The following is a 19,231-nucleotide window of genomic DNA, read 5'->3' as shown; positions in this document are numbered from 1 at the left end:
GGATTTTGCCCATGGCAGGCGATCACAGTTTCACGCTTCGAGGTCCAAACCGCCCGTTCATTCTGAGCATTCGATCACGATGTATCTGTCGTGACCGGCCTTAGTCTGGCGTGGTCCTGCCGCGGGGATCCGGCAGAAGGAGCGGTGATGGCACGGATACTCGTCGTGGGCGCTGACATCGAATGCGAACGCGCGCTGCTGCGCCGGCTGCGGCAGGTTTCCGCGCTGCCGGATGGGCGCGTGCGCAGCTGCCGCGATCTGGATGACTGCGACCTGCTGGTCATCAAGGACACGCCCGCGCTGCGCAACGCCGCGGCGAACCTGCTGCGCGGCCGACCGCGGCTGCAGTGCTGGGTGGAGGATCCGCGCGGACGACTGCGCGGCAAGGACAGCGGCGATGAGCTGGACGATGGCGCGATCGCTGCGGCGCTGCAGGGCATGCAGCCGCGGCCGTCGAAACCGGCGGCGGACCCGTCCGAGCTCGGACGCGGCAGCCATGCGATCACCCAGCTGCTGCGGCAGCGCCTGCCGGGCCGGGAGGGCCAGTTGCTGCTGCTGCGCGATGGCCACGCCGTGGTGCTGCTGGATATCGGCCAGGACCATGCCATCGCCATGCAGGACACCTGTGCGCTGGACACACTGTGTGAGCACTTCGATGCGCTCAGCGTGCACGCGGCTGCACCGACCCAGTGGCAGGCGCTCGCCGCCGGCCGCACCCGGCAGCCGCTTCGCCCGCTGCTGTGGCAGTGGGGCCTGCGCAGTACGCATTGGCATGCCCTGGACACGCGGCTGCAGCAGGGCGCCAGTGTACGGATGACGCGCTGGCCCGATTTCCGCGTGCTCGGGCATGACCACGATGGCTTCCGGTTGTGTTCGCTGCTGCTGAAGCGCGCGCATACGGTGGGCCAGTGCGCACGCCTGCTCGACCTGCCCGAAGCGAGCGTCCGCACCTTCGTCCATGCCGCCTACCTGAGTGGCCACGCGCAGCTGGAAGGGGCGCCGGTGCAGGCCGCGCTGCCGGATAGTGGACCGGCGGAGGCGGGCAACCTGCTGTCGCGGATGTGGCGCAGCCTGCGCGGGAAGGCCTGAGCATGCGCGAGTACAAGATCGTGGTGATCGGCGGCATGGGCAGCGGCAAGTCGACCCTAATACGCAGCATCGCCGCCGGTGCGGTGGTCGACACCGACGTCGCCAACAGCGACCGGCTGGCGGCGGACAAGGCCACCACCACCGTGGCGATGGACTATGCGGACATCGACCTGCCCAACGGTGACCGCCTGCGCCTGTACGGCACGCCTGGACAACAGCGCTTTGATTTCCTGTGGCCGGTGCTGCTGCGCGGCGCCAGCGGCGTGCTGCTGCTGGTCGACGGCAGCCGCCCGGATGCACAGGCCACCCTGGCCAGCTACCTGCAGGTGGTACGGCAGCATGGCGCGGACACGCCGCTGGTGGTGGGCGTGACCCGGCTGGACCTGCTGCCCGCGCCCTCCCTTGATGCACTGGCGGCGCAGGCCTGCGTCGACGGCGTGCCGATCCCGGTGGTGCCTACCGATGCGCGCGAACGTGCGCAGGGCGTACGGCTGATGGATGTGCTGATGAGTGAACTGGAAGCGCAGGCACTGGTGGCCCGGCATGGCTGACGGTGAACCGATGCCGCGGGTGGATGCGCTCCAGGCCCAGCGACTGCGGCCGGCGATGCAACGCTTCGTCGACCGCGTCGAAGGGGTGCGCACCGTGGTGCTGGCCAGCGTGGATGGCTTCGCCCTGGTACAGGCCGGCGCACACGGCAACGGCGAGCGGTTGGCCGCGATGACCAGCGCGATGCTGGGCCTGGCCGGTGCGGTCGGGCGCGAGCTTGCGCTGGGCGAACTGCAGACGCTGATGCTGGAGGCCGACGAAGGCAAGGTGTTGATGCTGGCACTGCCCACTGCAGCGGGCGCGCCGCTGCTGCTGATGGCCGGCTGCGACCAGCGCAGCGTCATCGGCCAGGTGCTGTGGAGTGCACGCGAATGTGGCCAGGCAATCCTGGCCGAACTCGGCGGACCGTGAGCCAGCCGCAGGGGATGCACCGGCTCCCATGACTACAGTGACGGGGTGACACGATGGCAGGTTTGAAGGAATCGCTGGATGCGCTGATGGGCATCGACGGCGCGCAGGCGGTGGCACTGGTGGATTATGAAAGCGGCATGCTGCTTGGCGAAGCCGGCGCGGGCGTGGACATGGAGGTTGCAGCGGCGGGCAACACCGAAGTGATCCGCGCGAAGATGAAGACGGCCGCATCGCTGAACCTCAACGACAGCATCGAGGACATCCTCATTTCGCTGGGCAGGGCGTACCACATCATGCGTCCGGTGGCGAAAACGAAGGGGCTGTTCTTCTACCTCGTGCTGGATCGCAACAAGTCCAACCTGGCCCTGGCACGCCGCAAGGTGCAGGACGTGGAAGCCGAACTGGCCATCTGATCGGGCGGGCGTGGCAGGCGGGCTGCCGGCACATGCCGGCAGCCACAGGGCAACGCTGGGCAACAGGCAGGCGGACATCGTAAGGTGGATGCGAATCCGGCCGTGAGCCTGCCATGTCCCCCATCGACATCGATCCGCTGCTGGCCGAACGGATGGCGCTGGCCATCCGTGATGGCTTCGAGGACTACCACGCGCGCTTTGCGGCGATCACCGCCCGCGCCCGGGGGCGGTTCGAGCAGCGGCAATGGGAGGCCGCCCAGCACGATGCGGTCGAGCGCATCGGCCTGTATGACCAGTGCGTCGCGGCGTGCATGCACAGCCTGCGTCGGTTGGCCGGTGATGCCATCGGCGAGCGCACGTGGTGGCTGCAGGTGCATGCCCGTTACACCCTGCTGCTGCATGGTCTGATCGACGCCGAGCTGTACAAGACGTTCTACAACACGTTGGCGCGGCGCCTGTTCGGTACCCGCGGCGTGGATGCGCAGGTGGAGTTCCTCGCCTTCGACGTGGAGCCCTCCGATGCGATCACCCATCCGGTGGCGCGGCATGCCTATGCGGTGTCGGCCACGCGCCCGGCCGACGCGCTGATGCGGGTGCTGGGCGACTATCGCTTCGATGTTCCCTACGCGCACCAGCTGCGCTGCGCTGCGGCCATCGCGGTGCGCCTGCAGGACGACCTGGCGCATTGGGGAGCTCACCCGGTGCGTGGCATCGAGCTGCTGGACACGGTGTTCTACCGCGAGCGGCGCGCCTACCTGGTCGGTCGGGTGTTCGGTGAACATCGCTTCTCGCCCTGCGTGATCGTGCTGGTGAACGACGGCCAGGGTTTGCGCGCCGATGCGGTGCTGACCCGGCGGCGCGACGTGGCGCATCTGTTCGGCGTTTCGCGCAGCTATTTCCAGGCCAACCTGGGCACGGTGGGCGACGCCGTGGTGTTCCTGCGCAGCCTGCTGCCGGGCAAGCCGATCGATGAGATCTACACCGTGCTCGGCCGCGCCAAGCAGGGCAAGACCGAGCGCTACCGGGCCTTCTTCGGGCACTTCCTGGACCATTCCCAGGAGCAGCTGGTGCATGCCGAAGGCACCCCCGGCATGGTCATGGCGGTGTTCACCCTGCCCAGCTACCCGCTGGTGTTCAAGCTGATACGCGATCGTTTCGCCTGGCCCAAGGCAATGTCACGGCAGCAGGTGGAAGAGAAGTACGCGCTGGTGTTCAACCTGGATCGCGTGGGCCGGCTGCTGGATGCGCAGCCGTACCGGCACCTGCGCTTTCCTGCCGCGCGCTTCGCCCCGGCGCTGCTGCAGGAACTGCTGCAGCAGTGTGCGCAGAGCGTGCGGCTGGACGGGGAAGAAGTGGAGATCGCGCTGTGCTACGTGCAGCGGCGCTTCCGGCCACTGAACCTGTACCTGCGTGAGCAGGGGCCCGAGGGCATGCGTGCGGCGGTGCTGGACTACGCCCAGGCGATCACCGACATGGCGCACAACAACATCTTTCCCGGCGACATGTTGCCGAAGAACTTCGGTGTCTCGCGGCATGGGCGGGCGGTCTTCTATGACTACGATGAGCTGTGCCTGGTCAGCGACTGCGTGTTCCGCGACTGGCCTGCACCACGCAATGCCGAAGAAGCGCTGGCTGACGAGCCCTGGTTCCATGTCGGGCCGCGTGATGTCTTCCCCGAGCGCTTCGCTCCGTTCATGGGCCTGCCTGCCGCTGAGCTGGCGGCGGTGCGCGAGCACTTCGGGCATCTGTTCCAGCCGGCATGGTGGCGCGCGCTGCAGGAGCGCTTTGCCGCGGGCGAGCATCCCGATACGCCCCCCTATGCGCGTGAGAACCGCCTGGCGTGAGGTGGCCGCTGCCGGATGCCTTTGCTACCCTCGGGGCACATCGACACGGAGCAGTCAGCATGCGTACTTCGATCTTTCTTGGATTGGCCCTGGCCCTTGGCGCAGGCAGCGCAGCGGTACCGCTGGATGCCAGCGCGCAGAGCGCACGTGCGGCGCGCGCGCAGGCCGAAGGCAGCATGGTCCTCAGCGGCAGCATCGACATCGCGCCGGATGGCTCGGTCGAAGGCTTCACGCTGAAGGACGAGCACAAGATCGAGCCGTACATCCAGGATTTCCTGAAGCAGAACGTGGCCCGGTGGCGGTTCGAGCCGGTGCTGCGTGATGGCAAGGCAGTGGCAGCGAAGACGCCGGTGAACCTGCGTCTGGTGGCTCGACAGGTGGAGGGTGGCGGCATGGATGTCGTGCTGAGCAGTGCCAGCTTCCGCAACTATGATCCCAAGGCGACCGACGGGGTCGCCAGTGACAACATGCGGCCCCCCTCGTTCCCGCGCGAACTGCTGGATATGCGCGGTGCGGGCGAGGTGCTGCTGCTGGTGCGCGTGGCGCGCGATGGCACGGTCGACGATGTGATCGCCGAACAGGTGAACGGGTACGTGGCCGGGTCGCCCCGCGCCATGCAGCGGATGCGGGATGTCATGGCGCGCGCGGCGGTCGGGGCGGCACGCAAATGGACCTTCGTGGCGCCCACCACCGGTGCCCGCGTCGATGATCCGTTCTGGACCGTGCGCGTGCCGGTGCGCTACTTCTACGGTGGCAACGGCGACCGCTACGGCAAGTGGCAGGCGTATATTCCGGGCCCGAAGCAACGCGCCACGTGGGACGTGGGGCACGGCGACACGGATGCGGCGCCCGATCTGCTGCCCGATGGTGGGGTCTACATGGTCGGGATCGACAACGGGCCGAAGCTGCTGACGCCGCTGCAGGGCTGATTGCCGCGTTCACGTTCGCCGTGGTTCAAGGGAGTGATGAGGATGGAATTCAGAAAAATCACCGGTCGCGTCGGCCTGGCCGTGGTCCTGATGCTGGCCGCGGCTGGGGCGCTTGCTGCACCGGGGAGCAAGCGCGAGGTACTGGGTAAGGCGGAGAGCAGCCTGCTGGTCAAGGGCGAGATCCACATCGAAACGGATGGGTCGGTTTCGGCAGTCGTGTTGGATAGAAAGCGCAGGCTGGATCCAGGAATCGCGCGTTTCGTGCATGAGACTGCCTCGAAGTGGACCTTCGAGCCTGTGCAGGAGAACGGCAAGCCGGTAAGCGTTCGCAGCCCGATGGCAGTCAATCTCGTGGCGACCGTGTCCCAGGCCGGGAGCGTGGACATCCGGGTGGGTGGCGTTAATTTCAGCGGGCCAGCCGACGATTCTGATGAAAGCATCAGGCGCCTGAGGACGGCCGTCCCAACGTATCCGCCGCGCGCAGTCGCGATGGGAGCCGAGGGCATCGTATATCTGCTGGTCCAAGTATCGCCCGATGGAAAGGTGACGGACGTGGTTGCAGAGCAGGTCAACCTGACGGTGGTTGCCTCGAGCCAGCAGATGCAGCGCATGCGCGAGCTGCTGACGATTGCGAGCATCAGTGCGGCGCGCCGTTGGACCTTCCTTCCTCCGACCAGCGGCCCCGAAGCGGACGCCCCGTTCTGGACCGTGCGCGTGCCGGCTCAATTCATATTGAACCTGCAGAATGATCCGGAGCGTGCTGGTCGATGGGAGACCTACATACCGGGGCCGCGCCAGCGCGCCCCGTGGCTGGTGGACCAGGATGCCCCCGGCTTCTCGCCGGATGCCCTGTCCGATGGCGGCCTGTACATGGTGGGCGCCGACAAGAAGGCCCCGAAATTGCTGACCCCGCTGGGAGGCTGAGCGGGCTATGCCGGCCCTGCCTGTGTGATTCCAGGTAGTCGCTGATCCCTATAGCGGTCAGCATGGACAGCTGTCCGCTCCAGGAGTCGTTTCGCCATGCACGCGCTCCCGCAGCCACTGCGCCACTGTCCGTTTCCCCACGCAGTACTCGGCGCAGGCCCGGCCATCGGCCGCCGCCAGCACCGCGACGCGCTTGCCTGCCAGCGAGGGCAACACGGTGCCGCAGGTCGCGCCTGATCGGGTACGCGCGGGTACGGGCTGCGCTGCGCGGGAGCCGATGCATTCTCCATTCTTTCGACAAGGCCATCGAGCTGCTGCAGCCTGCGCGCTGCGCTCGCCGAGCGCGGCTCGGCGCGACCGGGGGTCAGCGGTAAGGGTAGGTCACGCTGCGGTTGCGGCCCTGTTCCTTGGCCATGTACAGCGCCTTGTCGGCCATGCGCAGGGCCTGCTCGGCATCGGCATCGAAGGTCGGGTAATGCGCGACGCCCACCGAGACACTGACATGGCCGACCGGATCCAGTGGCTGGGTCGCGATCTGCTGGCGCAGCCGCTCGGCGATCAGCAGGGCATCGTCGGCATCGGTGGTGGGCAGCAGCATCAGGAACTCTTCGCCGCCATTGCGGCACAGCACATCGCCATCGCGCGAGTAGCGCCGCATCTGTTCGGCGATGTGGCCGATGACCTGGTCGCCGACTGCGTGGCCATGCTGGTCGTTGATGCTCTTGAAGCGGTCGATGTCCAGGGCGAGGATGGCGAAGGACTGGCCCTGCGCCTTCCACGTTTCCAGCGCCTGCTGCAGCCCGCGGCGGTTGAGCAGCCCGGTCAGCGGATCGGTGCGGCTGGCACGGTTGAGGGTACCGATGCGGTCCTGCAGTGCATTGAAGCTGTACAGCACGGCCTGCTTGAGCTGCGCCACTTCGAAGTACCACGCGCGGATGCCACCGACATCGGAGATGGCACGGCCGGTGTCACCTTCCTGCACGTTGCGCGCCAGCTGCCATAGCGGCAGCGAGATGCGCCGCGCGAACCACCAGGTCACCAGCAGCGAAAGTACGCCCAGGGGGATCGCACGCCAGATCACCGACGACATCAACTGCGAAAGCGGCTGCAGGGTGGATGCAGCGGGGCGCTGGGCGACGATGCCCCAGCCGGTGGCCGGTACCGGTGCGTAACCGGCCAGCATGGACACGCCGCGGCTGTTGGTGACCTGCGTTGCCCCGCGCTGCCCGCGCGCCACGGCGTCGATCACCCTGTTGCCCGGTGCATACCCACCGACCCGCTCGGGATCGGCGTGGTAGAGCAGTCGGCCGTTGCGATCCACCACGTACAGGTAGGACCCGTCGCGGTAGTAATGGGTGCCCAGCAGGCTCTGCAGGATGCTGCGCTGGCGCAGGTAGATGGTGCCGCTGACGTAGCCGCGGTACACGCCCTGGGCGTCGAATACCGGGTGCGACATCGCCACCAGCAGCTTGCCGGTGGCCGAGTCGTAGGGGTCGCTGATCATCGGCTGGCGCCGCTCCAGCGCGATGCGGTTGCCTTCGCTGCGCAGCGTGTCGCCCTTCAGGTACAGCGTCTGCGGCGAGGTCGCCATGACCAGGCCGGTCTGGTTGACGATCAACACCGAGTTGAAGCTGTTGGTCTGCAGTTGCAGGCGGCTGGCCTCGTCCTGCGCGCGGCGGTCGTCCATGCCATGGCGACCGAGCAGCATGGCGGTGTAAGCGAGCTGCTGCTGCGATGAGAGGACGAAGTTCTGCGTGGTTTCGGCCAGCTTGTTGGCGTAGACGCGATTGGCTTCCAGCGTACTGCTGATCAGCTGATCACGCTGCACGCGGTAGCTGGCCAGCAGGGTATTTGCCAGCCCCACCACGGTACTGAGCAGGGCCAGGGCAAGGATCAACGAGCCCAGGTTGAGGCGTTTGGAGAGCGTGCGCATGCGGGCAGGTCGGGCTGTTCAGGTGCTGGTCCAGCCGGTCTGGCCGGAGGGAACGACAGCGCGGGACGGCGCCCGCACGCAGCAGCCTGCGCACGGTTCGGTGGGGGACTGCGCGGGCATTATCGCTGAAAGCGACAGGTCACGTGCGGAGGGTGGGCAAGATCAACGTCAACGTCAACGTCAAGGGCTGCAGGGCTATGGGTTGGTGGGGCGGGCTGGGTTGGCGGGGGACGGCAGAAGCCGCATCCTGCGGGCCTCGTTTCGCGCCATCCATGGCGCTCAACGCCCCCGCCAACCCAGCCCGCCCCACCTTCGACGGGTCCATGGTGGCCCCGGTCAGGACGACCGGCATGCCCATGGTGGGCGGATGGCGGGGCACCGGGGGACGGGGTCAGGGTCCTTTCGCGCAGCGAAAGGACCCTGACCCCTGCCTTTATTTCTTTCATTACGCGGGTGGCGGCACCGGAACCTGTCTGGGGGCGGGCGGGGAGTCTGTGCGGGGCCTTGAGCGGCAGGAGCCGCGAAGAGCTACAGGGACGTACTTGCGCGTGCCCCGCACAGCCTCCCCGCCCGACCCACCCCCAGCGGCAGCCAACCAAGCCACCCGCGAGGGGGTCACCCGTTCGATCCCCGCGACAACCGCGTGCGCAGCACCTCGCGCAGCCGCGCGGCGGATGATTCATCCAGCTCGCCCAGCACGCCACGTGCATGCGCTGGCACGTGCGCGGCAACCTGGTCATCGGCGTTGAACACGTAGTGTTCGAACACGGCCTGCCAGGCCGCGCGCTGCGCTGCAGGAAGATCACGCACCGCGAGCAAAGCGAGCATCAGGGCATTCATCGGCGCATCGCGCCATGCCTCAACCGGGCGCCACCAGTAATTGACCAGAACGTTGAACGCCTCGAGTCCCTCCATGTGGTGCCACCACAGGGCGGGAATGAACACCGCATCGCCGGGTTCCAGCACGGCCCCCTGCGCATGCTCCATCGCCTGTTCAAAACGCGGGAAGCGCTGCAGGTCCGGCGCGGCGAAATCGACCAGGCTGATGGCCTGGCCGGCAGGGGTGAAGTCCAGCGGGCCGATGTACAGATTGCCGATCTGCGCAGGAGGAAACAGCATGACCCGCCGGCGCCCTGCCGCCACGCAGGCGAGGTTGTCCGGTGCATCGTGATGGGCGGCGATGCGCGAGCGGTTGCCGATCCAGATGCTGGCCAGCGGATCAGCCTGTCCGAGCGGCAGCGGATTCGCCTGCTGCAGTCCCGGCAGGTAGGTATCCAGCGTGGTGGACGCCACGTAGATGGTCGGCGCGTGCGGGTCGCCGCGGTACTTGATCAGGGTATCGAGGACCACGCGCAGCGGCACCTGTTCGCGGCGGAAATTGAAGCCGGTCAGGTCCTCGTTGTAGAACACCCGGCCCTGCGTGCCGGGCGCGGCGGTGGTCGCGGTGACCGGCATGCTCCCGTGGTCGAACTGCTTGAGGTAGTCCGCCGCGGCGGTGTCTGACTGCCGCGCGGCCCGAACCAGCGGCCAGCCGGCGGCCAACCCCCGCACCACCTTCGGCGTGGTCCAGCTACGCAGTGCGGCAGGCAGTGCCGCAGGATCGGCGAGCTGGACTTCCTCGATGGGGCGGGGCGGGGGCAGGTGCATCGTCGCTCAGAACTTGTAGCGCACGCCGAACATGTAGCGCGGGCCGGTCTGGGTGGCATAGCGCAGCATGTTGCTGTGGCGTGCGTAGGTGCGCATCGTTTCGTCGGTCAGGTTGATCGCCTCCACGCTCAGCGTCAGCTGTTCGCTCACCGCGTAACTGATGTTCAGATCGAGCTGACCATAGGCTTCGGTGTAGTTGGGGTTTGGTCCCTGGCCGCCGATGCCGTTGAGGAACTTGTCGCGCCAGTTGTACGCCGCGCGGATCTGCCACGCGTTCTTGTCATAGAACAGCACGGCGTTGGCCGAATCGCTCAGGCCGATCATCGGGTACTGGTCGCCCAGGCTCAGGTTGTCGAAGGTCAGCCCGGACTTCACCTTGGTGTAGTTCGCCGCCACGCCGAAACCGGACTGGCCGAACAGGTGCTGCACCGCGACTTCCCAGCCGTCCAGATGATCCGAACGCTGGTTGGCCGGCAGGGTGATGTCGAACCCGGCGATCGGGTCGCCCGGCTGGCCGACGATGCTGCCGGTCTGCTGGCCGGCGGAGTTGACGCCGGTGGAGATCACGCCCGGATCGCCGGCGTGGTTGGTGAAGATGTAGTTGCGGATGCACACGGTATCGGTGGTGACGCAGCCCGACGCCAGCGCTTCATTCCAGTACGCGCCGCCCACCGGCGTGTGCAGGCTGCCGGCATCTTCGCGCGCGATGGTGTTGCTGATGAAGTTCTTGATGTTCTTGCGGAAGAAGCCGACCGAGGCGTAGCTGGCATCGCCGTAATACCACTCCAGCGACAGGTCGAAGTTGTCCGACAGCAGCGGCTCCAGCGCCGGATTGCCACGTGAACCGGTGCCGCCCTGGGTGCGCACGATGTTGTCCAGGCGCTGGCCGCTCTCGATCTGCGTCCAGCCCGGACGACCCAGGCTTCGGCTGTAGCTGCCGCGCAGTGCCAGCGACTCGTTGATGTCCAGCTTGAGGTCGACGTTGGGCAGCACGTAATCGTACTTGCCCGTGCCACCGATGAAGGTGCCGTCGTCGGCGTAGGTGATGTTGAACTCGTTGAGCGAGTTCCAGCTGATCGAGGTCGGCACGCGCACCAGCGCCAGCGATTCCACTTCGGTCTGCTCATAGCGCACGCCGGCCGCGACATGCAGCGGCATGTTCCAGTCGAAGGTGGTGCGGTACTGCAGGTAGGCGCTCTTTGATTTTTCGGTGGTGCGGATGTCTTCGGAGTACTCGGTCGGGGCGAGATAGCACGTCGGACAGGCCGGCTCGGCGCCGTTGGCGACCTGCGCCGCCCGCTCCCGCAGGCGGTCGAAGTCGAAGACCAGGAACTGGCCGGTCAGGCGTGGGTCGTTGTGCCCGGAAAACGCCTTGAAGTACTTGCCCATGTCATCGGCGTACCAGATATCGTCGGCGTAGTCGGCCGGCGTGCCGACGCCGCCCCAGCTGTCACGCTGCTCGATCGCCGCCGCCGAACGGTTGTCCACCTGGGTGTGGCCCACGCCGAAATCGAGTGCCGAATAATCGGCGAAACGGAACACGCCCTTGGCCTGCAGCTGCTCCACTTCGGACTTGTTGTAGCTGTTCTGGAATACCGAACCGGTGACCAGCGCATCGGACGCCTGCACCCCGCCCGGTGGCAGGGCGATGTTGATGATCGGCAGGTCGCCGCTGTAATCCACCGTGGTCCTGCCGCGCACGTACGCGGCCACACCGAGCACGCCGGCCGAACCATACGGGCCATCGGGCTGCGACTCGGCGCTGGCCCGGTGGTAGTCGAAGGACATGTCCAGCGCGTCGTTGACTTCCCAATCCACGTTGAAGCCCAGCGAGTCCATGCGGTTGCGGGTGGCCAGCTTCATGCCGCCCATGGCCACGTCACCGTTGACCACGTCTTCGCTGTACACGATGGGCGCGGCAACCGGGCCATCGGTCCAGGTGCTGTCCCCGGGCCCGTAGTTGAACCACACCGACAGCTCGCTGCGCTGCTGCTGCACCTTGTTCTCGACATAGGTGTAATCCAGCGTGGTGGTGACATTGTCCAGCGGCTTCCACTGCAGCGTGGCCTGGCCGTTGGTGCGCTGGCGCTGCACGGCATTGACGTTGTACGCGGTGTTCTGCGGACGGCCGTAGATGTCATCGGCACCAGGCCGGTTGGTGATCCGGTCCGAGTAGCCCGTGCCGGGCTGCGGCAATGCGCGCCAGTCACTGGTGTCATCGCCGCGCAGCGTGGCCCAGCCTTCGGCGACGGTGGCCTGGTTGAAGCCCGAATCACGCTCCTGGTGGCTGGCGCTGAGCGCTACGCCGAAGCGGCCGTCAGCATAGGTCTGGCTGAAGATACCGGACAGCTCGCCGGTGACGTTGGATCCCTGCAGGGTGCGCGGCACGTTGTCGTTGGAGGTGTCGTGCACCGCTTTCATGCCAAGGCTGACCACCGGCGCCGCTTCCAGTGGGCGCAGCGTCTTGATGTTGATGGTCGCGCCGATGCCACCGGTCGGATTGTCGGCGCGGGTGGTCTTGAACACCTCCACCGCGGAGATCGATTCGGAGGCGATGTTGGCGAAATCGAACGAACGCGAGCCGGACAGTCCGCCGCCGCCGTTGCCGAGGTTGGAGGCGGGCATCTGGCGGCCGTTGAGCAGCACCAGGTTGTAGTCCGGGCCGATGCCGCGCACGGTCACCTTGGAACCTTCGCCGCTGGACGTGCGGTCGATCGACACGCCGCTGATGCGCTGCAGTGACTCGGCCAGGTTGGTGTCCGGGAACTTGCCGATGTCCTCGGCCACGATGCCGTCCACCACGCCTTGGCTGTCGCGCTTGAGGTTCATCGACGAGGTCAGGCTGCCGCGGATACCGGTCACCTGCACGGTGTCCAGGGTGGCTGGATCGGGTGCTGCGGTCCCGGTGGGGTCCTGCGCCCAGGCGGGGCCGGCGACGGCCACCAGCAGGGCGGAGGCGAGCAGTGTCTTGCGAGGTACGGCCTTGTACTTCTTCATTGCGGATCCCTCCCCAGGGAGTGCGGAAACAGCGGGTTTGATTTCGGCTGGAACGCGGCAACTACATGACGGGAGCGATTTGGGGATGCGTTGACAGCGTTGTCAACAAAGCGCCGTCGGCGCGCCTCGGCTCGTCGTTTTGCCTGCGCCGGCTGAATGCAGGGGCAGGCCGGGCGCGCCTGCGCGAAGCCTTGTAATTGCAGTGTCATGGGGAAAAACGGGGCGGCCTGCACGCGTCAGCAGGAGGACCTGCCCGTGCTGCGATGCAGAATGGTTCTGCGCAGCGCCGATGGGGGCAACGCTGACAGCGCTGGACAACGGCCACCGCCGGCGATGCCGTCAGCGCCGGCGGTGGCGCGGTGCAGCCGTGGATTCGCGCACCAGCACGGCATGCTCCAGCGTGATCATGCTGCCGGCACCCGGCGAACGGATGCGGTCCAGCAGCTGCAGCGTCGCCAGCCGTCCCATTTCCGCGGTGGGCTGGCGCACGGTGGTCAGCGCGGGAAAGATGTGGCTGGCGATCGGGGTGTCATCGAAACCGCAGACGGACAGGTCGCGTGGGACCTGCAGGCCGCGGCCACCGGCCACCCGGTACACGGCCGCGGCCATGTCGTCGTTCGCAGCGAAGATCGCGGTGGGCGGATCGGCCAGGTCGAGCAGGCGATGGGCTGCGGGAATGCCGGATTCGAAGGAGAACTGCCCGCCGACCACCAGCGCCGGGTCGTAGGCGATGCCGGCTTCGCGCAACGCCGCGCGATAACCCGCGTGGCGCCACTGGCAGGCACCGTGCGCCCGCGGCCCCTTGATGTGGCCGATGCGCCGATGGCCCAGCGCGATCAGGTGGCGCATCAGTTCCACCACCGCGGTGGTCTCGTCCATGCGCACGCCGATGGCGCCGGTGGGATCGCGCGGGGCGATGCTGGCAAACGGAATGTCATGCTGCTGCAGGTAGGACAGCACGACCGGATCATCGCTGAGCGGTGGAATCAGCACGACGCCGTCGGGGCGTGAGTTGTCGAACAGCGCGCTGAGGTCGGGCAGGGCATGCCGCCCGATCCCCACCGGGCCGAGCAGCAGGTTGTAGTGGTTGCCGTGGCAGGCATCCAGCATGCCGCTCTGGATCTCCATCAGGTAGTTGCGCGAGGGATTGTTGTAGGCCAGCGCCAACGAATAGGAGCGTTGGCCGGCCAGGCTGCGCGCGTAGAGGTTGGGCTTGTAGCCCAGCCGCGCGACCGCCTCGCGCACCCGCGACCGGGTCTGCTCGCGCACGTTGGGTTCGTTGTTGAGCACGCGCGACACGGTCTTGATGGAGACCCCTGCCGCCGCAGCGACGTCCTCGATTCGACTACGCATGGTGCAGGTGATCCTCCATGTGCCAGCGGCGGCCGGTGCGCGCCGAGCGATGGTGCAGCCTCGGGCCGATATTGCCACGGCGCAGCGCAGCACGGCATCGTGCAAAGCCCGCTGCGCTCGCCGCTATCGGGGTCCCGGCTTCGGGCGGCGGACGAATACTGTCAGGGCGACGGGTGGGCGGGCTGTCCGGGACACTTTGAGGCAGGAGCCTAACAGTAGCCTGCAAGGACGTACTTGCGGCGTGTCCCGGACAGCCTGCCCACCCGTCGCAGGCAAGCAGCCTGCTCTTGGCAGGCACGCGCCCCCGAAACAACAAAGGCCCCGCAATGCGGGGCCTCGTCGTGGATCGTCCGGCGCCGGGAACTCAGCGCTTCATCGAACCGAAGAACTCGTCGTTGGACTTGGTGTTCTTCATCTTGTCCAGCAGGAACTCCATCGCAGCCATTTCATCCATCGGATGCAGCAGCTTGCGCAGGATCCAGATCTTCTGCAGCAGCTCCGGCTCGATCAGCAGGTCTTCGCGGCGGGTACCCGAGCGGTTGATGTCGATCGCCGGGAACACACGCTTTTCAGAGATGCGACGGCTCAGGTGCACTTCGCTGTTGCCGGTGCCCTTGAACTCTTCGTAGATCACCTCGTCCATCTTGCTGCCGGTGTCGACCAGCGCGGTGGCGATGATGGTCAGGCTGCCGCCCTCTTCCACGTTGCGTGCCGCACCGAAGAAGCGCTTCGGACGGTGCAGCGCGTTGGCATCCACACCACCGGTCAGCACCTTGCCCGAGCTCGGCACCACGTTGTTGTAGGCACGTGCCAGGCGGGTGATCGAGTCCAGCAGGATCACCACGTCCTTCTTGTGCTCGACCAGGCGCTTGGCCCGCTCGATCACCATTTCGGCAACCTGCACGTGGCGCGCAGCCGGCTCGTCGAACGTCGAGCTGATGACCTCGCCGCGCACGGTGCGCTGCATTTCGGTCACTTCTTCCGGGCGCTCATCGATCAGCAGCACGATCAGGTGCACGTCCGGATGATTGGTGGTGATGGCCGTCGCCACCTGCTGCATCATCATCGTCTTGCCGGCCTTCGGCTGGGAGACGATCAGCGAACGCTGGCCCTTGCCCTGCGGTGCCATCAGATCGAGGATGCGGCCGGTGATGTCTTCGGACGAGCCGTTGCCACGTTCCAGGGTGAAGCGCTTGCGCGGGAACAGGGCGGTCAGGTTCTCGAACAGGACCTTGTTCTTGGACGCTTCCAGCGGCTCACCGTTGATGGTGTCCACGATGGACAGCGCGAAGTAGCGCTCGCCGTCCTTGGGGAAGCGGATGCGGCCGGACAGGTGGTCGCCGGTGCGCAGGTTGAAGCGGCGGATCTGGCTGGGCGAGATGTAGGTGTCGTCCGGACCGGCCAGGTAGCTGGCTTCGGCCGCGCGCAGGAAGCCGAACCCGTCGGGCAGGATTTCCAGCACGCCGTCGGCGGCGACGCCGTCACCGTGGCGGGTCAGCACCTTCAGCAGCGCGAAGATCACGTCCTGCTTGCGGGCGCGGGCGACGCCTTCGGAAATCTGCAGCTGCTCGGCGATTTCCAGCAGCTTCTGCGCCGGCATGCGCTTGAGGTCGCTCAGCGAATACACCGGGAAGCCCTCAGGCACGTTCGCCTGCTGGGTGCGCACGAATGCCTGCTGTTCGTTGTTGTCCTGCGGCAGTCCATCGTCGCGGCCACCGCCACGTGCCGGGCGGTCACGGTCGCGTCGGTTGCGGAAGCGGTCACGGCGGTTGCCCTGGCCCTGGCCATTGTTCTGCTGGTTGCCCTGGTAGGGGCCCTGGTTCTGGCCGCCTGCGGTGTTCTGCTGGCCACCTGCCTGGTTGTTGTTGTTGTTCTGCTGCGGGCGTCCCTGGCCGGATTCGCGGCCTTCGTTGCCGTCACCGCCGTGGGCGGCGGGTGCTTCGGCAGCGGGCGCGCTCGGCGCCGCTGCAGCGGGCGCGGGGGGCGGAGCGGGGCGGGGGGCTTCGGGCGCATTGGCCAGCGGCAGCCCAGCCTGTGCCGGAGCACTGGTTTCGGCGGACGCCGGTGCGGCAGCCTTGGTCACGCGCGGCTTGCGCACACGCTTTTCGGCGGGCGCATCAGCGCTGCCGGTTTCAGAAGTGGTATCGGACAAGAGCGTTATTCCTCGCTTGAAGGTGCGAGCGCCCGGCTGGGGCGGCGAACGAAGGGATGGGGTCTGGAGTGAACTGCATCCAGCGGGTGCGGCACGCGAACGCGGACCGGATGTGCCGACACTATCACCGGCGCGCGGCGCCTTGCAAGCACCGCGATGCCACGACATTCAGGCAGCGCAGGGGCTGCAGGCAGCCGGCGTCACCGGCTGCCGGGAGACACAGGCCTCAGGCCAATGCCTTGTCGAGCAGGCCGGCCAGCTGGGCCTTGCCCACTGCACCCACCTGTTCACCGACCTTCTCGCCATCCTTGAAGACGACCAGGTAGGGGATGGAACGGACGTGGTACTTCACGGCCAGGTCGCGCTCGTGGTCGACGTTGACCTTGACGATCTTCGCGCGCCCACCGTAGGCAACGGCCAGTTCGTCCAGCGCCGGGGCGATCATCTTGCACGGGCCACACCATTCGGCCCAGAAATCAACCAGGACCGGCTCTTTGGAGTTCAGTACGGTGCTTTCGAAATCAGCGGTGCTGACATGTACAACGTTGTCGCTCATCTTGGTTTCTCGTCTTGTGGGGCACCTGGCTGGGGCCGGAGGTGGGTGAACTGGGCTGGGCCAGACTGGCGCAACCCTCGTCGTTGCCTGGTGGAGCAGGCTCCACGGTGCGCTGGGCGGGATGCCTGGACGCTCACGGCCGGCAGTTTACCCCTATCGGCGCGGGCGGACAGTGGGCGGCTGGAACCCAGCGTATCGCGATCGATATGACCGACGGAATGTGCCGCATTTCACTGTCCGCACCTATGGAATAGGGGGCCGGTGTCAGTCGCTCAAGGCGCAACCGGGGCCGGATTCAGCGGGCAGTGGCGTGGATGAAGGCGCCGTGCGGTTCCATCTCCCGGTCTGGTGAGACGCTCGGGCCCGGTTGCTGGCCCGATTACGCTAAACTGCTCCATTGAGCGGCAAGGGACCCGAAGGTCCAAGGCCCGCCGACCCGCCGCAGGGGCCGCAGTTTGCGACGGAGCCCCCAGATGACGCCGAGCCGCCCGATTGCAGGTGGCGGCCAGACCAAGACGGACACATGAGCGACAAACCGCTGACCGATTTGACCTTTTCCTCCTTCGATCTGCATCCGGCATTGCACGCCGGTCTTGAAGGAGCCGGATTCACCCGCTGCACCCCGATCCAGGCGCTGACGCTGCCGGTCGCACTCGCCGGTGGCGATGTCGCAGGCCAGGCACAGACCGGTACCGGCAAGACGCTGGCCTTCCTGGTCGCGGTGGTGAACCGCCTGCTGACCCGCCCGGCACTGGCCGACCGCAAGCCGGAAGACCCGCGCGCGCTGATCCTGGCGCCCACCCGCGAACTGGCCATCCAGATCCACAAGGACGCGGTGAAGCTGGGTTCGGAACTGGGTCTGCGCTTCGCGCTGGTGTACGGCGGCGTGGACTATGACAAGCAGCGCGAGCTGCTGCAGCAGGGCGTGGACGTGATCATCGCCACCCCCGGCCGCCTGATCGACTACGTCAAGCAGCACAAGGTGGTATCGCTGCACGCCTGCGAAATCTGCGTGCTCGACGAAGCCGACCGCATGTTCGACCTGGGCTTCATCAAAGACATCCGCTTCCTGCTGCGCCGCATGCCCGAGCGCACCATCCGGCAGACCCTGCTGTTCAGCGCCACGCTCAGCCATCGCGTGCTGGAACTGGCGTATGACCACATGAACGAGCCGCAGAAGATGGTGGTGGAAAGCGAATCCATCACCGCCGCCCGCGTGCGCCAGCGCATGTACTTCCCGGCCGACGAAGAAAAGATCCCGCTGCTGCTCGGCCTGCTGTCGCGCAGCGAAGGCGCGCGCACGATGGTGTTCGTCAACACCAAGGTGTTCGTCGAGCGCGTCGCGCGCGCGCTGGAACGTTCCGGCTACCGCGTCGGCGTGCTGTCCGGTGACGTGCCGCAGAAGAAGCGCGAAAGCCTGCTGAACCGCTTCCAGAAGGGCCAGCTGGAAATCCTGGTGGTCACCGACGTGGCGGCCCGCGGCCTGCACATCGACGGCATCAAGTACGTCTACAACTACGATCTGCCGTTCGACGCCGAAGACTACGTGCACCGCATCGGCCGCACCGCGCGCCTGGGCGAGGAAGGCGATGCCATCAGCTTCGCCTGCGAACGCTATGCGATGGGCCTGCCGGATATCGAGGCCTATATCGACCAGAAGATCCCGGTCGAAGCGGTGACCGCCGAACTGCTGACCTCGCTGCCGCGTCCGGAACGTGCGCCGCCTGCGCCGGGCGAGGAAGGCGACGAGAACGAAAGCGTCAGCCAGATCTTCCGCGAAGCGCGTGAGGCGCGTGCCGCCGAAGAGGAGCGTCGCGGTGGTGGTCGTGGTGGCAAGCCGTCGGCCGGCCGTGGCGAACGCAGTGGTGAGCGCAGCGGCGAACGCCGTCCGCGTCCGCCGCGCAAGCCGCGCGTGGAAGGTGATGCCGCAGCCGTGGCGCCGTCGCAGGCTGCTGCAGCGGCGGCCGGCAGCGCTGATGCTGCCGTGGCGGCCCCCGTCGACGCCGTACAGGCCCCGCGCCCGCCGCGTGCCGACACTGGCGCCGCGCAGGACCCCGCGCTGCAGGATGGCGAGCGCAAGCCGCGCAAGCGCCGTCGCCGCCGCAACGGCCGCCCGCTGGAAGGCGCTGAAGGCGCGAACCCCCAGGGCGCAACCGCCGCGCACGGTGCGCCGGTGCAGGTAGTGGCCAAGCCGGTCCGCAGTGCCGACCCGGGCGACTCCTTCCTGACCCGCATCGGCCGCAAGATCCGCCGGATGCTGGCGGGCGGGTAAGCGGGTAAGCGGCATCGCGTTCGCGCTGTCGCTCCCCGGTTCGCTGTGCGAACCGCGGACCCCGCATCAGCAGCATCCACACCCGCGCGACTGCGGCGCTGCCCCCGGACGCCGGGGGCGGCGGTGTCTCCGTCCTGCCTCGCTGCGGGGCCTGACCCTGCC

At 67.3% G+C, this 19,231-nt stretch carries 14 protein-coding genes; 8 read left to right on the top strand and 6 right to left on the bottom strand.

All coding sequences use genetic code 11. From position 1 onward, the window contains the following. Positions 1-147 precede the first annotated feature (147 nt). The 7 genes from RTX79_RS08400 to RTX79_RS08370 all read left to right on the top strand — a co-directional run bounded on the left by RTX79_RS08400 (position 148) and on the right by RTX79_RS08370 (position 6,159). Positions 148-1,089 (top strand): hypothetical protein, encoded by a 942-nt coding sequence (locus tag RTX79_RS08400; protein ID WP_312683161.1) that lies wholly within the window; start codon positions 148-150, stop codon positions 1,087-1,089. 2 nt (positions 1,090-1,091) lie between these two features. Beyond that, on the top strand, positions 1,092-1,640 hold the full coding sequence (locus RTX79_RS08395; RefSeq protein ID WP_312683160.1) for a GTP-binding protein: 549 nt from the start codon (positions 1,092-1,094) through the stop codon (positions 1,638-1,640). Next, the gene (locus RTX79_RS08390) at positions 1,633-2,049 is read left to right on the top strand and encodes a roadblock/LC7 domain-containing protein (RefSeq protein WP_312683159.1); all 417 of its coding nucleotides are present in this window, start codon (positions 1,633-1,635) and stop codon (positions 2,047-2,049) included. Before RTX79_RS08395 ends, RTX79_RS08390 begins: the two co-directional genes overlap by 8 nt. 53 nt (positions 2,050-2,102) lie before the next feature. Next, positions 2,103-2,462 (top strand): hypothetical protein, encoded by a 360-nt coding sequence (locus tag RTX79_RS08385; protein WP_123698835.1) that lies wholly within the window; start codon positions 2,103-2,105, stop codon positions 2,460-2,462. A 113-nt stretch (positions 2,463-2,575) separates the two neighbouring features. Then, entirely contained in the window at positions 2,576-4,306 is a 1,731-nt protein-coding gene (gene aceK / locus RTX79_RS08380) for a bifunctional isocitrate dehydrogenase kinase/phosphatase (protein WP_312683158.1), read from the top strand. A 59-nt stretch (positions 4,307-4,365) separates the two neighbouring features. Continuing rightward, complete coding sequence (locus RTX79_RS08375) at positions 4,366-5,235, top strand: energy transducer TonB (RefSeq protein WP_312683157.1); 870 nt, start codon at positions 4,366-4,368, stop codon at positions 5,233-5,235. A 42-nt stretch (positions 5,236-5,277) separates the two neighbouring features. Next, entirely contained in the window at positions 5,278-6,159 is an 882-nt protein-coding gene (locus RTX79_RS08370; RefSeq protein WP_312683154.1) for an energy transducer TonB, read from the top strand. 364 nt (positions 6,160-6,523) lie between these two features. Here the strand turns inward: RTX79_RS08370 and RTX79_RS08365 are convergent, their stop codons facing one another. The 6 genes from RTX79_RS08365 to trxA all read right to left on the bottom strand — a co-directional run bounded on the left by RTX79_RS08365 (position 6,524) and on the right by trxA (position 16,797). After that, entirely contained in the window at positions 6,524-8,092 is a 1,569-nt protein-coding gene (locus tag RTX79_RS08365) for a sensor domain-containing diguanylate cyclase (protein ID WP_312683153.1), read from the bottom strand. Between the two features lie 615 nt (positions 8,093-8,707). Next, positions 8,708-9,739, bottom strand: a complete 1,032-nt coding sequence (locus tag RTX79_RS08360) for a cupin-like domain-containing protein (protein WP_428695977.1) — start codon at positions 9,737-9,739, stop codon at positions 8,708-8,710. 6 nt (positions 9,740-9,745) lie between these two features. Further along, positions 9,746-12,736, bottom strand: coding sequence for a TonB-dependent receptor (locus RTX79_RS08355; protein WP_312683151.1), 2,991 nt, complete (start codon positions 12,734-12,736; stop codon positions 9,746-9,748). A 339-nt stretch (positions 12,737-13,075) separates the two neighbouring features. Then, entirely contained in the window at positions 13,076-14,089 is a 1,014-nt protein-coding gene (locus RTX79_RS08350; protein ID WP_312683150.1) for a LacI family DNA-binding transcriptional regulator, read from the bottom strand. A gap of 364 nt (positions 14,090-14,453) precedes the next feature. Next, on the bottom strand, positions 14,454-16,241 hold the full coding sequence (rho, locus tag RTX79_RS08345) for a transcription termination factor Rho (RefSeq protein WP_312683149.1): 1,788 nt from the start codon (positions 16,239-16,241) through the stop codon (positions 14,454-14,456). Positions 16,242-16,467: 226 nt separating this feature from the next. Beyond that, positions 16,468-16,797 carry a thioredoxin gene (gene trxA / locus RTX79_RS08340; protein ID WP_042612690.1) on the bottom strand — a complete coding sequence of 110 codons (330 nt, stop codon included), beginning with the start codon at positions 16,795-16,797 and terminating at the stop codon, positions 16,468-16,470. A 523-nt stretch (positions 16,798-17,320) separates the two neighbouring features. Between trxA and rhlB the strand changes: the two genes are divergently transcribed. After that, on the top strand, positions 17,321-19,069 hold the full coding sequence (gene rhlB, locus RTX79_RS08335) for an ATP-dependent RNA helicase RhlB (protein ID WP_312683146.1): 1,749 nt from the start codon (positions 17,321-17,323) through the stop codon (positions 19,067-19,069). The last annotated feature ends 162 nt before the right edge of the window (positions 19,070-19,231 follow it).

The organism is Stenotrophomonas chelatiphaga, assembly GCF_032054965.1.
GTDB classification, from domain to species: Bacteria; Pseudomonadota; Gammaproteobacteria; order Xanthomonadales; family Xanthomonadaceae; genus Stenotrophomonas; species Stenotrophomonas chelatiphaga.
This window is presented reverse-complemented; position numbering and strand designations above follow the sequence as displayed.